This is a genomic window from Alkaliphilus flagellatus (genome assembly GCF_018919215.1).
Classification (GTDB): Bacteria; Bacillota; Clostridia; order Peptostreptococcales; family Natronincolaceae; genus Alkaliphilus_B; species Alkaliphilus_B flagellatus.
On record NZ_JAHLQK010000006.1, the window covers coordinates 174,373 to 189,863 of the forward strand.

The window sequence follows — 15,491 nt, forward strand, 5'->3', positions numbered from 1 at the left end:
TAGGAGGTATAAAATGGAAATTATTAATCAAACCAATAGAACCATGTTATTTGAGGAAATTAATCCAGAAAAGCTAGATTTACTCACTATAATAGGTGACACAAAAGGTATCGACAGCTTAGATGACGACAAAATAAAGGAAATTAATGAAACCCTTTTAGTAAAAAGTTTCGAAGAGTTTTTGGATAAATTCTCACCAGTTGTATATTCCTTTTATAATGCGACAAACCAAAAAGTCATGTATACACTAAAGAAGCCTGAAAATCTGTCAGAAGATTATATTACTGAAATACCAATAAACATGTCCAATGATTTCTTCAAAATGCTATTGACACTAATAGAAACAAAGACAGCGCAAGGATTAGAAAATGTAGATTTTAAATTTGAAAATCTATTAGATATGATTTCACCAAAAAAAGTAATGGATGACATTAGACAATCGAGAAAAGAGATACAGTATGTCTATAGCCACTATGAAGAGTTAGACGAAGAAGACCCTAAAAAATTAGATTTTGGCGATAAGCTAAACTATATGTTTGAAGAGGCTAGCCAAAACTATAACAATGTAATGGCAATGCTTCCATTGGCCATAGAAGATATAAAGACACGATTACTATTAGGCCAAAGAGACAGTGAAGAAAATAATGAAGAATTAAAAATAGGTATTTTAAGTATGGGAGAGAGTGGAGAACTTAAAATTTTAGAAGCCCCTAAAGAGGAGGAAAATGCTTTAGTAACACTGGATGATAATGCTAACACCGGTTTAATACAAGCATTTAAGGATGATTACGAAGCAATAAATGAAACCCCTTCAGATTACGTAAAAGATTTAGTTGTTCGTACCTTTTGTCCATTAACCTCAACTTTAGAGAGCAAGATAGATATAGAAACCGAGGTTAATAACTATAATACATATTTAGATTTTTATAAAAGTGCTAAGGATGACTTTATAAAAACAGTGAAGCCATTAATTGAAAAAATGCTTGGCGTTAAAATGTTCTTCGACCAATACAAGGTAGAGAATAAAATGATGGTACCTAGCTTATTAGTAACAAATACAAAATTAGATATGCTAGTAAAATCCAATAACCTACCTCGCTTAGTAACCTTTTTAAATACAGTAAACGATAAAAATGATTTTAAAAATACCATATGGTTTGGTATCGTTCCTTCGGTACAGATGAGTATGAGTGGTAAAGCAAATTTACGTAGAGAACGTTTTAAAGGGAATCAGCATGTGGAAAAAACAGATTTTAATACAATGGAGGCATTAACAGTTCTTTTAAATACCGTAAAGGACTATAGAATACAAATCTTCTTCAACTTTGAAACAAATGAAGAGACAACCTTCTCACAGATGGCTATAAATGGAATAGAAAAGTATATTGATAAATGTATGCCATTAACTAGAAAAGACTATAGTGAATTTGCGATTCCATGCATCCCTAACTTTACTATTATTCCTAAAGATAAATCGGGTGTAGTACTAGATAGTAAAATTGTTTTAAAAGAAAATGGCATGCCTAATCTGTCGAAGGAAAAAGAAGATATATTAAAACTTTGGATAGAAGGAGTATATATAGGGGCTTCTTATATTGCTGCAGGCTTGGTAGCTACCTATCAATGCCCTGAATATTTAAAGCAAGTTTTTAAAAACGCTAGTCAAGATTATCCAGGGGTTAGATTTGATATTGAAGCCGATGATAATGCCCTTAATGCTAAAACAACTTTAGCAAAAGAGATTTCTGGATTTACCAATAATATTAAGAACGCAATCAACAGGAAAAACTTTGGATTCGTATTTTCCTCTGAAAATGCCCAAGTGAAAGGGAAAGATATTAGACAAATTACCGTCTATAAGGCTAGAAGTTTACAATCAGTAGGAAATGATTTTGAGAGCATCTATAAGACTATTGTTACTACTTATATAGAGAGAATGCTTCGTTTCCATACTAACGATTTTAAACAAGACAATATCGTTAAGTTCTTCAGTAATAATCCTAATAGTCAAAAAAGTAAATGGCTTGCTAATAAAGGATTTATCAACTCTATTATTCAAGAGGGTGACGATATTAACTTTATATTAGATGAAAAACTAGGAAGCTGCAACATAAATATTACATTTAATGGAAGTGTGAAGAATCTTGAAGTTGAAATTACTCGTAGTATAGCAAATTAGTTAAATTGTTTGTTAGTTAGTCAATATAAGTTACTTAATAAAAATAAGTATAGACAAAAATTTAATTGAATGTTGGATTTTAATTGAAACATTTTTAAAGGAGTGAAAGAAATAGTAGATATAGTATTTTATATAACCGTACTTGTAGTAGGTACTTTAACTGTTATTAAATCAACAAAAAAAGATTTTGATCCAAAAAAGATAGTCGGAAAACAAAAACCAGGAGAATCAAATGAGGATTATATAAAAAGACAGAGAAAAAAAGCCATGGTGCTTGGAGTTATCCTTATGGTGATGGGGCTATTTTACTTTGGTCAAGTTTTTATGAAAGTAGCTGAAAAAATGAATACAATTGCTATGCTAGTAATGATAAGTATATAAATTATATTAATAACATAACACATTAATTTAGTTATAGTCATGCCAACATAGGGTGATTATTATAAAAAATAAAAAGGAGGAAAATTTTATGGGATTTAGAGTTAAAGTAGAAGGACTAGATACCATTGAATTAGGAGTTGAAAACATATTAACAGTTGAGTTTGAAACAGACACTCCTAATGATTCAAATGCAAGATCTACAGACTTAGGTACGTCACTTATTGTGAAAGGGAAAATACTAACAGCAGTGGATGGAGAAGAAGCTGATAGCACCATCAAGCTTGCACAATGGTCATTAGTGCCAGGAGATATAGCAAACTGCTACAGAAAAGTAACAGTTGACGTAATTTCAGCATCACAAGTAGTAAGACAAATAATCTTACCAAATGCCTTTGTAGTAGATTACACAGAAGAATATGGAGATACAGAAGGGGTAGGAACCTTCTATCTACACATGAAACAGAAAAAAGATAAAATGGCCTCCATAAAATTAGAAGGTGGATTCCAAGAATAATAAACTACAAAATAATAGAAAGGATGTTTTAATATGGGATTTAGAGTTAAAATTGAAGGTGCAGAAACCATTGAACTTCATGTTGAAAGCGTACAAAAAGTAACCCTGAAAACGGATATACCAACAGATGCAAATGCTCGTACTAAAGATGTAGGATCTACTATGGTTATAAGCGGTAAAATCTTAACAGCAGTAGATGGAGATCCATTTGATAGTACAAGACAGCTAGGAATTTGGTCATTAGTGCCAGCAGAAAAAGCAGATTGCTATCGCAAATTAACAGTAGAAGTAATTTCAGCAGACCAAGTAGTAAGAAAAATCTTCTTTCCAAATGCCTTTGTAGTAGATTATCGAGAGTATTTTGGAGATACAGAAGGGGTAGGAACATTTGAATTAGTTGTTAAGCAAAAAAAGGATAAGTTAGACAAAATAACCATAGAAGGCGGCTATAGCGCCTAATAAACTAAAGTAGATGTCCTTTTTAGGACATCTGCTTTATAAAGGATAAAACAATGAAAAATCTATATAAAATATTAGAAATAAGCGAAAATGCTTCTCAAGCTGAAATTAAAAAAGCCTATAGAGGGCTGGCTAAAAAATATCATCCCGATGCCAATATAAACGGAGAAAATACAGAGGAAAAATTTAAAGAAATAACAGAAGCCTACAGCCTATTAAGGGATGAAAAATATAGAAAAGAATATGATGAAAAGTTATTCAATAGTAAAAATTCAGAACAAAAGACATTTAGAAGAGAAAAATCATCCTCAAAAAAAACATCGACAGATAAAGTCAATGTAGATTATGAGTTTGAAAACTTTTTTGGTTTCAATCCAAAAACCAAAGAAAAAAACAAAAGCTTTAATAAAAAAAGTAATAAAAATCCGATGGATACAACAGATATTTTTAATACTTTTTTTAAATCTAAAAGACATTAGTGGAGTTGATCACTTTGGAAAAATCAATTTCAAGTAATATAAAGATTATAGATGTATTAATAACCTTTATTTCCATTGGAGCAGGGATTTACGTGTATTTAGTTTTTGATGACCAGTTTAAAAAATATGCACTGATTCTTCTATTAGCAATAGTAGGCATGATTTATTTAAATAAGGCAGTTAGCTCTAATAATCCCACTAAAGAAGAAGTCCTAAGTAGCCCAAACACAGTAAATGGACTGGCATTATTAAATGAAAATAACGAAATTATAAAAGAATGGGATTTACTTAATAAAGCCTCAATGGTAATAGGTCGTAATACAAAGAACAATGAAGTAGATATCGATTTAAGCACATCCACATATGCTTCATTAATTGATTTTCAGCATGCAGTATTAAATTATGCATCAGGAAATTGGTACATAGAAGATTTATACTCAGAAAATGGCATAAGTATTCAAAAGCCTGATGATCAAATCAGATATAAACTATCAAAGGATAAACCTTGTACAATAGTTAAAGGAGATGTAGTCTTTATAGCTAAAACGAAACTTTTGATTAGATGAAATGGAGTGTTAGCAAATGAGCCTTACAAGATGCAAAAATGGACATATGTTTAGTGAAAGAAGGTATGGAAGCATATGTCCCTACTGTAATATAGAAACAGCTACAAAAGAACAACCCCAAACCCCTTCAACAGACTTTGACATCGAAGATGAACTTTTAAAGGAAGAAATACAACCCGTCTGTGGTTGGATTGTTTGTATTGAAGGAGCAAGGGTAGGAAAGGACTACAAAATAAGAGAAGGCAAAAACTTTATTGGTAGGGCCGATGATATGGATATACAGATACTAGGTGACAATAAGATATCAAGAAGAAATCATGCAATTATAGTCTATGACACAAAAAAAAGAAACTATGTCCTACTGCCAGGAGATGCTTCAGGCATTGCATATTTAAATAACGAAGCGGTGTATGTACCTACACCATTATCCTCATATGACGTAATAGAACTGGGAAAAAGTAAATTTTTGTTCATGCCGTTTTGTGGAGAACACTTTGAATGGGATGACACGGATAGGGAGTAATCTCCATGAGAGAATTTATGTTTAAAAACAAATATACCGTTACAGCTATTTTATTTAGCATTGTAGGACTTTTAATATTAATCAGAAATTATATGGATTCCAAGCTTAAAAGAGGAACTTACTGCAATGGGTTAGAAGTAGGAGTCGCATCATCTATTGGTAATAGAGAATATCAAGAAGACGCTATGGATATAGCCTCCTTTAAAAAAGCCACATTAGCTGTTTTAGCCGATGGAATTGGAAAAAAGAGGGCTGGGCAACTTTCCAGTAGACTGGTTGTAAAAATATTTGTAGATTTGTTTACAGCAAATCCATCAATAGACAACATAAATTACTTTTTTAAACGAGCCTTTAATATAACCAATAGAGAGATTTTAAAAACTTTAGAAGATCATCAGGGTGGTGCAAGTGTGGCTTGTGGCATTATTGTTGATGGCCTGCTGCATTATGCTTTAGTGGGAAATACAATGGTTGCAGTTTTTAGAAACAATGAGCTAATACCCTTAAGCGAAGGGCATACAGTAAATATTCTTGCTCAAAAAGGTTTTTATCAAGGTAAAATAAGCAGACAAGATGCATTATGGGCATTAAAGGAGAAAAGGCTATTTAACTATGTTGGACAGGATGGATTTAAAGATATAGAAATTTATGATGTACCAGTAAAGTTAAAAAGTGAAGATATAGTTCTTCTAATGAGTGATGGGATACATAGTTACCTTCCCTGGAATCAGCTAGAAGAAGTATTGAAAAAAGATTTAACCTGTGATGAAATGGCAACGGCTATAATTAAAAAACTAAAAGAGACTTCTATAACAGAAAAGGATAATGCCAGTATTTTATTAATAAGGTATAAATAACATATAGAGAGAAAAGTTCGGGTGTAAAAAAATGAGAAAAACAAATTCAAAATTCATAACAAAATTTATGTCAGAACCAGGTAGTTTTCTTCAAAACAAAGATTATTTTGGTTTTGTAGAGTTGGATAAATTTGCCATTTATGTCATTGCAGATGGTATTGATAATGATACAGATTTAGAAGGAGCCAAGATTGCAGTAGAAACTATAATAAGCAGCTTTAGCGAAAGACCTAGTATGAAAAGTGGACTACTGAAGAGGCTTTTAAACCTTGCGAATAAAAAACTAATAGAGGAAAGTAAAAATTTTAGACTAAAGGTGTCTCTTACCATTGTTGTTACCGATTACGTAAAGGCAAGGTACGCTCTGGTAGGAAACACCAGGTTTTATTTACTTAGAGATGGATACATAAAGGATCAAAGTCAGGATCAATCCTTGACACAGCAACTAGTTGACCAAGAAAAAGTTCAGCTAGATAAGGTGGCACAGCATGAAGAGAGAAATAACCTATATTGTTACCTAGGGCAGGATGAAGTAATCATTCCCTATATTTCCTCAAAAATATCCATAAAAAAAGGAGATATTATTGCCCTAACTACAAAGGGCATATGGGAAAATATAGACGACGGGGAGCTGATAGATGGCATTGCTGATGCAAAGGAACCACAGGAGGCAATTGACAATATTGAAGATATGCTTCTGGTAAAGCAGCCTCAAAACTTAGAAAACTATACCCTAGCAGTTATATTCATTGAAAAAATTTATGAAAACCCCCAAAGAAGACAAAAAATAAAAAGAATTATATTCACATTAATTCCAATTATTTTGATTTTAGCAATCATTTTTTTAGCTTTTTATTATAAAAGAAAACAAAAAATTCATCAAATTAATGAAATGAATTATTATATAGAAAATGCACAGGTATATGCAGAAAGCAATAATTTTATAAGAGCAAATGAAGAATATAAAAATGCTCTAAGTATAGCTCAAAAGCTAAGACTAATGGATGATAGAGATCGGATAGACAAATTTTATAAAACAACAGAAGCAATTATTAATGCGGATGAGCTGCTTCAACAGGAGAATTATCAGAAGGCATTAGAAGAATACCTATTAGCAAAAGAAAAATCCTATTATGCAGATAACCTAGGAAGAAGCTATATAGACAACCAGTTAAATTATGCCAATGATCACATGAAGGTACTTCATTTAATGGAACTAGGGGATCGAAAACAAAACCTTGAAGATTTAGCAGGGGCTAAAGAAGATTATAGACTCGCAAGAGATTTAGCATATAATATATTTTTCACCGGTGCAAGACAAGAGGCACAAGATAAATTAAACCAGATCCATCAATTAGAAACAGAAAAAGAAAAAGAAGCAGAAGCTATGGCTAAAGAAGCAGAAGAAGAGAGAAAACAAGAAGAGCAGACAGAAGAGCAAGCAGCAAAGGAAAGACTCGAAGACCAGCTTAATGGAATAGAAACATCCAAAAAAGGAGATATAAGCTATAGCTTAGGAAACTACCATGATGCTAAGATGTACTATACAATAGCTAAGGAGCTATATCAAAAAGCACAAGCCTATAGCCTTGCAAATCAAATAGAAGAAAAAATTCAACTGACAGAGAAAAAAATACAAAATGAAGCAGACAGTAAAGCAAAAGCAGCAAGATACGAGAAGGATGCAAATGATCAATTTGAAGCAGGTAATTTAAACAATGCTAAAATGCTATACATGTTTGCTAGAGACATTTATCAAGAAATACAACTTCACAAGGATATAGAAAGAATGGATGAAAAAATAAAAGTAATAGATGACCTATTAAAGGAGAAAAATCAGTAATTGAAAGTACAAAGGAGAGCCAATGAAGGAAAAAATTTACTTTAAAATAAATCATATTGAAAACTTAAAGGATCGTGCTTTACTAAAGGAACTACTAAGCGAAGTTTTTATCCCCCTTTATGAGCATAGTGAAAGCATGTATCGTTCCTTGGAGCAAAGGATTTTTGATGAAATTGAATATACACAACAAAACTATAGCATTTATACAACAATTGTAAAAAAGCAGGACTATGATCCAATCCATTATTTTTTACATCCAATGCTAGAGGAAGACATAGAAGATCAAGAATACGATCTACAGTACATCTTAAATACCATGCTAGAAAAAACAGAAGTAAATATGTTTAAAGTTTTCCTAAAGTGCGATTACTTAGTTTACCAAGAGATACTGACAAAAAATATAAAATTTAAAGGAAAAATTAAAACTAACGAAAGAACCTATGATGCTTATTTTATAATCAAAGAAAATAAGCAATATTGGGATAAAATATACGGGCTGTATCAGATGTTTATTAGAAACAATATTCCTTGGAGCACCATTAATGCTCCCTATATTTCAAGAGTAGCAGATGTATTTATGGTTGAATATGAAGAAGGTATAACTAAGAAAGAAACGATTCAGGAAGTAAATGTAGATTTTGGCGAATATAGCAAATATGTAAAATATGATATCGTACCTGTTTGGAATATAGAAAAGCTAAATTTAGAAAGTACAGGATTTCCAATACCCTGTGAAGATAAAGTAAATTTTCAACATCAGATAGCATTAAAGGGAGAAGGCTCAGAGCACGGATACTTGGTAGAATACGAAAATGAAGAAATAAGAAATATAAGATGTGGAAGAGATACCCTATTCATTACAACAGAAACCAGTGACCTACAAGAATGGAGCGTCCTTAAGGTGATAAGACCAAAGGAATCGAAACTACAAAAATATAGTTACGAATTAGTATCCAACTCAAAAAAAATTAGTTTCATAGAGAAACTATCCAGTAAAAGCTATGTAAATATAAAAACAAAGGCAGAGCTTGTCAGAATGATAAATTCCTATGAAATTTCCAGATACTTAGAATTTAAAGATTTAAAAATAGTTGATCAAGAAGAAAATTCTAAAGAAGAAACCTATAGCATGAACTTTTTTATATTAGATGAAATAAGAGACAGGAATTATGGCAAGAAAATGATACTATACTTTACTCCTAGGGAGGAGAGTTTTATCATAAGAGACCTCCTAAGCTTCATTGTATCAGAAATACAGTTTTTTTATCCTGAATATAAATGCGAAGGAAGATTAATATGAATTATATATGGGATATACTGTTACAGGCCCATGGTCAAAATTTGGATCGAGAAAAGATTATATTCAAATGTGCAAAGTCATATAGTCCCTACATGGAGGTTTCATTTGAGGACCTTAATACGACTGAAATTGATGAAGCACCTATAGTAGAAATCAATCCATACTATCGTTTTTTTACCATATTTAAAAACATGTTTGATATAAACTACGAAGAAAGTCTACAGTTCAGGGAAGTTTTATTTGATATAATCATCCATCACCTAGGAGAACTTGACCTAAAACAAGGATTAACAAAAAAAGAGTATTATAAAAAGTTTATATTAAAGGATATTTTAAACAATATTTTTGATGAAAAAATAAAAAACCATATACAAATATTCAATAAAAGTGAGTTAGATATTGTATTAAATAACATGATAAGCCTATACGAGACGGGGACTTCAATAGAGCTGTTTAAGAGAGTGGTAAACAAAATTTTTAAGAAAAGTATCATATATATTAATCAGGATCATAAGAAAGAAATACTAATATACATTGGTGAACCCGAAACCCGTCAGCTAAGTTGTAAAATAGACGCTTTAATAGAGCTGTTTTTACATATGGAGTATGAAGTAAATATATATTGGCAATATCATTTTGGCCTACTAGGTATAGATGAAACGATGAAAATAGAAAAAATGGTACTATATTAGCTAGATTGTAGGAGATTGAAATATGGGATATTCATACAAATTATCTAAAAATAATAAAATTGAAGTCGACAATAAAGGCAGATATAAAGAAGATGAACTGAGGAAGATGACAACATTTCAACTAAGGGAAATATCTTCAAAGGAAAAGTTAGTAAGCAATACAATTAATCCATTAGATAAAGAAGCCCTAGTGAGACTTATTATGAGATATAGAGGAATAGAAGAAAATTTATTAATCAACACATATGATGAGGATGGTTTAGAAAGACTACAAACCTACTTAATTAATGTTGATAAGATCCTGGAGGATAAAATCATTAGCTCCCCTTCGAAGCTTGTATTATATGAAGGCTTAAGCATTGAAATTTTTGATGGCTATATAGTAACTCCAATGGATAATATAGACGAAGGCAATGTAATATTAGTTGATGAGAACTATAGTATTTGCACAATATTTAACCTGATTAAAGTTAATGAAGTTTACTATTTAGTAAAAAATGAAAGGATTAAAGCCAAAGAAACCACAAGCAAAAACTATAGCCTACTATATTTTGATAAAAAACAGTCAGAATTAATCTATGATATATACTATCGTAATATAAAATATATTCCTCAACACATTAAGCTTTATCCTATTCCTATTTTAGACTACAGCTTGAGGCAGCCTATGGACACAGATGCTCCTCTAGCTATAGATTTTGGAACCACTAATACAACAGCAGGGATATATATCAGCAAAGAATCTTTTAATTTCCTTAGTAAAACCACCGATGGTAATCCTCAAAATGATGGAATAAAGGCAGTGGAAGTTTTAAATACAATATTAGATCCAATAGAAATAACCCCATTAATCCCTAGTGTTGTAGGAATAAAAACCATTATAGATACAGAAGAAATTGAATATGTATTTGGCTATGATGCCATAAAACTTTCAAAACTTAGCTATGAAGATGATGGTATATGTTTATTCTATGACATAAAAAGGTGGATAAGGGATTATGAAAGGGAAGAAAAAATTACAGATGTAAGGGGACGGCAAACATATATTAAAAGAAAGCATATGATAAAAGCATTTCTACAATATATTATTAATCTTGCAAAACAGAGGTTTAAGACAAATTTTAAAAAGATCCATATATCCTGTCCATCAAAACAGAAATATAAGTTTTATAGAATGTTTCAAGAAATTCTTACAGAGTATGAAATAGAATATGAAAATATGCTGGATGAAGGAGCATCTGTGCTATTTAATACCATCACAGAATTAATCGAAAATAAAAGCTATATAGAAGGAGAATATTATAAGGCCCTTATTATTGATTGCGGAGGAGGAACCACAGATTTATCCTCCTGTGATTTTAAAATAGAAAACAATAGAGTTTCCTACAAGATTGATATAGAGACTTCATATGAAAATGGTGATACAGATTTTGGAGGCAATAATCTTACCTTTAGAATTATGCAGCTTATCAAAATCATCTTTGCTCATAAATTACAAAATAATGATAGGGTAAAAACCAGTTTACTAGAAGAATTTGATGTGGATCTATTTAGATATGTAGACAAATATGGAGTATTAAAAATATATAAAAAACTAGACTACGAATATAATCAAGTGGAGGAAATGATTCCTACAAAATTTAAAGCTTACGAAACTAGAAGTAGTGATGAATACTTTAAAGTAAAAAGTAATTTCTTTCTCTTGTTTGAATTAGCAGAGGAAATAAAAAAACAATTTTTTAATGATAACAATAGCCTAGAAATATTAATAACACCATACAATGAAGCCAGTAAAGACAAAATAACTGTAAACTATGACAAATGGAGAATTCATATATACAATGGGAAATTTTTAGAGCAGCTTAAAAATCCGTCAGAAATAACCTTAAGTATATTTGATATAACCACCCTAATAAAGGCGGACATATACAATATCATTAAAAAGTTTTTAGAAAGTATCTACCAACAGGACAAGCTACTGGAATATTCAATTATAAAGCTTACGGGACAATCATGTAAAATAGATACATTTAGAGAAGCAATAAAAGAATTTGTGCCGGGTAGAGTAATACAGTCAAGAAAGAGCAAGAAAGCTTCTAGCCATAACTATGACTTAAAACTAGACTGCTTAAAGGGATCATTAAAGTATCTAGAAGCCCAAAAGCTTGGTTATATGGATATCGATATACACACAAGGCTTCCAATATTACCCTATGTAATCAGTGCCTTTACCCACAGTGGTGAAGAAAAAATATTAATCCATAGCCTTGACAAGAGTAATACAAGTGGCAGCATATCAAGGTATATGGAAAGAATAACCCTTAAACTATATTTAAAGGATACTAATGGTATAGTTAGGTATCAATATGACTACGAAAACCAACCAGAAAACTTTATAGAAACAACCTTCCACGAAATAGAAGAAAAATATAAAGGTGTTATCCTACAGAATGAAACAGATAACATCACAAACAAAGAAGTAAAATTCTTCGTTTGGGCAAAAAGAGAAGAATGGGGTTTTTGTGTTGTGCCTGTTCTAAGAAATGACGAAAAATTATTTATAGGAAAAGAAGCCTTTTTCAATTTTGAAAATGATATTTGGGAAACAAACTTCTTCGACGGACAAAAATAATCATTCAATATAGAGGTGAGGTGAAACCTTGTTTTCGACTACATATCCTGTATTTGGTAAAGGGAGAATATTAAAGTTAGAAATGTTGGAAAATCTACGAGATTATCCTAAAGATATTTTAGACATACATTTGCAGGAATATGCCGATGGAATATTAACTGGCTGCAAATTACAAATATCTGACAACTATATTATCATAACACCAGGCATAATTTATTTCAAAGGAATTCCCTATATATTAAGGGACCCCTATAAACTGCCATATTTCCATACCAATGTAACCACACTACTTAAAATAAGCTTTTCAGAAAAAAGCGCAAACAATGACTTTATTAGCTATACGGCAAATGCCTTTATTGATGACAATATAGCCATAAGCGAAAACGAAATAGAATTATGCAGATTCAAATTAAAAGTAGGAGCAAAGCTGAGGACAGATTATACATCCTTTGAAGATTTAGAAACAGAATACAATACAGTAAATACAATACATGCACCTTATGCAGCATATAAAAAAAGTACCATATCGCCAGATATACTAAACTACTTTGCACAAGAAGCCTTTAAGCATAATCCTACAGAACCACTGGATATATCCTTTTGTATGATATGTATGGAAAATCAACAGGCAATAGGTAGAGAACTGATCACCAGTTATATCGCTTTAAGATTAAATATACAAAAACAAGATTATACAAATCAAACAATATACAAGTACTTAAATCAAATATTAAATAATATCTCAACCAGTAAGAAGACAGAAAAAAATATGGGATTTTCATCAAAAAGAATATTAATTGATTAATTACCTCTAAATTTTAATAAGATCCAGCTATAAAAAAATAAACGAGCAGAAGAAAATAGAACTAGACCCACAGCAGAGGGTTTACCTGTTAGGTCTTCTGCTTTTTTTAAAAGATAAAGAAATTACTTCGAGTATTTGTTTAGGGCTGATAGCATCAGTAATGATAGGAGGATGAAAACATGTTTTTAGATGAAAAGATAGCACTTTTAGAAAAAGCCAATAGACAGGCAAAAATGGAAGAAGCACAAAAGGAAGCATTACAAAATGAATTAAAATTAGAAGAGGAAGCAGTTAAGACAGAACCTACCTTAACATTAGAAGAAATAAGGGTACAAATCCAGCAAGGGCAAGCTCAGATAAAGGATGATACATTGGAATTTGAAATAAAAAGTTATTTTAACCATAAGCTAGTATTGCCAATAATGCCCCAATTCTTTGATGAAGTAAAAGAGGAAAAGGAAGCAGTACTTTTCGTTAACGATGAAAAAGGAATAAGTTTAATATGTACCTATTTACCAGAAGAAATGAAGGCCCAAACGATTGAAGAGGCCAAGAAAGAAATGGAGACTAATCTTACTAAATTAGGATTATATGCTGAATGCATTAAGGAAGAGAGCCTGCAAAACTTAAGTTATATTTGTTCCAATATGCCTACAGGAAAGGGAACCATCTATAATATTCTTTTTTGGATTCATAAAGATGAAAGAAGAATTGTAGGAAATTTAAATTGTTTAGAAAAAGATAAAGACATCTATGGTATTTTACTAGAGGCCATTGTGCAGGAAATCGATACACTGGTTTAATAGAAATTAGGGGGAGAGCAAATGAAGGAAAAAGGGATTACTTATCAAGAGCTTCGTTTATCAATTTCTTCTATTCTTTATATTAAAACCCTCAGGATCACTGAGAACATCAATAACCATGCCACTATGAAGGTTAGTGCCATGCTTACAGATGATATGAAAGAAGAAATTATACATGAGGCAGAAATGAACGTAAGTCTGTACTACATAGAAGAGGGTACAAGCCATACCCTTTTCACAGGAAGAGTAACTAAACTGGATCTAACAATAGAAGGAGATCTATATCAACTGGAAATAGAGGCAAATAGCTATACCTATGATATGGATATTAACAAGCGGAGTCGATCCTTTCAAGACATTAACATGTTATCACATGAAGTAATAAAAAGTGTTATGAAACATTATAAAGATAGTGATTGCTTATTAAAAATTCCTAATGAGCCTATAGGCCAATTGGTTGTCCAGTATGAAGAAACCGACTGGCAATTTATAAAGCGGTTTGTTTCTCGTTATAACGAAGGCTTATATCCAGAGGCAAGTTTTTCACAGCTAAGATATTATATAGGAGTTCCACCTACAGAGCAGGAGGTTAATTGGGATCATTTACCTTATACCATTTCAAAAAATATTAAGGATTATAGTTGCATGAAAAAAAATGCCTTACCTATGATAAAAGAGGTTGATTATGTAGTCTATAGGGTACAAGCCTATGATTATGCGCCACTAGGAGCAACTATTGTTTATCAGAAGAAAAACTTTACCATAAGCAAAATCCAAAGAGAATTAATAGATGGGCAGTTAATGAGTACTTATCAAATACAATTAAAAAACGGACTATTACAACCCAAAATTTATAACGAGGCGATTACAGGTGTTTCTATAGATGGCAATATTATTGAAGTTAGCAGAAATAAAGTAAAGGCACAGCTTGCAGTTGATGAAGTACAAGAAAAGAAAAAGGCATATTGGTTTCCCTATGCTACAATGTCTGCCTCAAAGGATGGTAGTGGCTGGCATTGTATGCCAGAAATAGGTGAAAGCATTAGAGCCTACTTTCCTACCCATGACGAAAAGGAAGGCTATGTTATTACTAATATAAAGGCCCATAGACCGGATACCCCTTCGAAAGAAGATAGCATGAGTAATCCAACAAACAAAAGCTTAAGTACTCCCCATAATAAGGCAGTACATTTTACAGAAGAAGGAGTATTAATCATTGCTGATGATGGTGCAGGACAAGTTTTACTGGGGATAGATGGTACAGTGACAGTATCTGGTGTAGAAAAAATTTCACTTAATGCCAATGAAGATATTACTATACGGGCAGAAAAAGAAATTGTATTGACAGCTGATAATATAGTAGATCTGTTGTGTGAAAAAGATGGACAAATTCAAATTTTACCTGGTGGAACCATGAACATTAAATCAAAAGAAATTATTGAAAACTAAAGGAGGGGA

The 15,491-nt window shown here is 31.5% G+C and carries 15 protein-coding genes; all 15 read left to right on the forward strand.

Going from position 1 to position 15,491, the window contains the following annotated elements:
* Window positions 1-13 precede the first annotated feature (13 nt).
* The 15 genes from KQI88_RS15585 (at window position 14) to KQI88_RS15655 (ending at window position 15,482) form a co-directional block, all read left to right on the forward strand.
* Window positions 14-2,179: a transcriptional regulator gene (locus tag KQI88_RS15585; protein ID WP_216418891.1), complete on the forward strand. Its 2,166-nt coding sequence runs from the start codon at window positions 14-16 to the stop codon at window positions 2,177-2,179.
* 102 nt (window positions 2,180-2,281) lie between these two features.
* A complete protein-coding gene (locus tag KQI88_RS15590; RefSeq protein ID WP_216418893.1) occupies window positions 2,282-2,560 on the forward strand; it encodes a hypothetical protein in 279 nt (92 codons plus the stop codon).
* 88 nt (window positions 2,561-2,648) lie between these two features.
* Window positions 2,649-3,074 carry a membrane-associated protease 1 gene (locus KQI88_RS15595; protein WP_216418895.1) on the forward strand — a complete coding sequence of 142 codons (426 nt, stop codon included), beginning with the start codon at window positions 2,649-2,651 and terminating at the stop codon, window positions 3,072-3,074.
* A 33-nt stretch (window positions 3,075-3,107) separates the two neighbouring features.
* Entirely contained in the window at window positions 3,108-3,533 is a 426-nt protein-coding gene (locus tag KQI88_RS15600; RefSeq protein ID WP_216418897.1) for a membrane-associated protease 1, read from the forward strand.
* 53 nt (window positions 3,534-3,586) lie between these two features.
* Window positions 3,587-4,012 carry a J domain-containing protein gene (locus tag KQI88_RS15605; protein WP_216418899.1) on the forward strand — a complete coding sequence of 142 codons (426 nt, stop codon included), beginning with the start codon at window positions 3,587-3,589 and terminating at the stop codon, window positions 4,010-4,012.
* A gap of 14 nt (window positions 4,013-4,026) precedes the next feature.
* Entirely contained in the window at window positions 4,027-4,578 is a 552-nt protein-coding gene (locus KQI88_RS15610) for an FHA domain-containing protein (RefSeq protein ID WP_216418901.1), read from the forward strand.
* Window positions 4,579-4,594: 16 nt separating this feature from the next.
* Complete coding sequence (locus KQI88_RS15615) at window positions 4,595-5,101, forward strand: FHA domain-containing protein (protein WP_216418902.1); 507 nt, start codon at window positions 4,595-4,597, stop codon at window positions 5,099-5,101.
* Between the two features lie 5 nt (window positions 5,102-5,106).
* Window positions 5,107-5,958 carry a PP2C family protein-serine/threonine phosphatase gene (locus KQI88_RS15620; RefSeq protein ID WP_216418904.1) on the forward strand — a complete coding sequence of 284 codons (852 nt, stop codon included), beginning with the start codon at window positions 5,107-5,109 and terminating at the stop codon, window positions 5,956-5,958.
* A gap of 31 nt (window positions 5,959-5,989) precedes the next feature.
* Entirely contained in the window at window positions 5,990-7,801 is a 1,812-nt protein-coding gene (locus KQI88_RS15625) for a PP2C family protein-serine/threonine phosphatase (protein ID WP_216418906.1), read from the forward strand.
* A gap of 22 nt (window positions 7,802-7,823) precedes the next feature.
* Window positions 7,824-9,101 (forward strand): normocyte-binding protein, encoded by a 1,278-nt coding sequence (locus KQI88_RS15630; RefSeq protein ID WP_216418908.1) that lies wholly within the window; start codon window positions 7,824-7,826, stop codon window positions 9,099-9,101.
* Window positions 9,098-9,793 (forward strand): hypothetical protein, encoded by a 696-nt coding sequence (locus KQI88_RS15635; RefSeq protein WP_216418910.1) that lies wholly within the window; start codon window positions 9,098-9,100, stop codon window positions 9,791-9,793. The genes KQI88_RS15630 and KQI88_RS15635 overlap by 4 nt, the downstream gene beginning before the upstream one ends.
* Window positions 9,794-9,815: 22 nt before the next feature.
* Window positions 9,816-12,425 (forward strand): acetate and sugar kinases/Hsc70/actin family protein, encoded by a 2,610-nt coding sequence (locus KQI88_RS15640; protein WP_216418913.1) that lies wholly within the window; start codon window positions 9,816-9,818, stop codon window positions 12,423-12,425.
* 28 nt (window positions 12,426-12,453) lie between these two features.
* Window positions 12,454-13,230 carry a hypothetical protein gene (locus KQI88_RS15645; RefSeq protein ID WP_216418915.1) on the forward strand — a complete coding sequence of 259 codons (777 nt, stop codon included), beginning with the start codon at window positions 12,454-12,456 and terminating at the stop codon, window positions 13,228-13,230.
* Window positions 13,231-13,409: 179 nt separating this feature from the next.
* The gene (locus tag KQI88_RS15650) at window positions 13,410-14,033 is read left to right on the forward strand and encodes a hypothetical protein (RefSeq protein ID WP_216418917.1); all 624 of its coding nucleotides are present in this window, start codon (window positions 13,410-13,412) and stop codon (window positions 14,031-14,033) included.
* A gap of 21 nt (window positions 14,034-14,054) precedes the next feature.
* Complete coding sequence (locus tag KQI88_RS15655) at window positions 14,055-15,482, forward strand: contractile injection system protein, VgrG/Pvc8 family (RefSeq protein ID WP_216418919.1); 1,428 nt, start codon at window positions 14,055-14,057, stop codon at window positions 15,480-15,482.
* Window positions 15,483-15,491 lie beyond the last annotated feature (9 nt).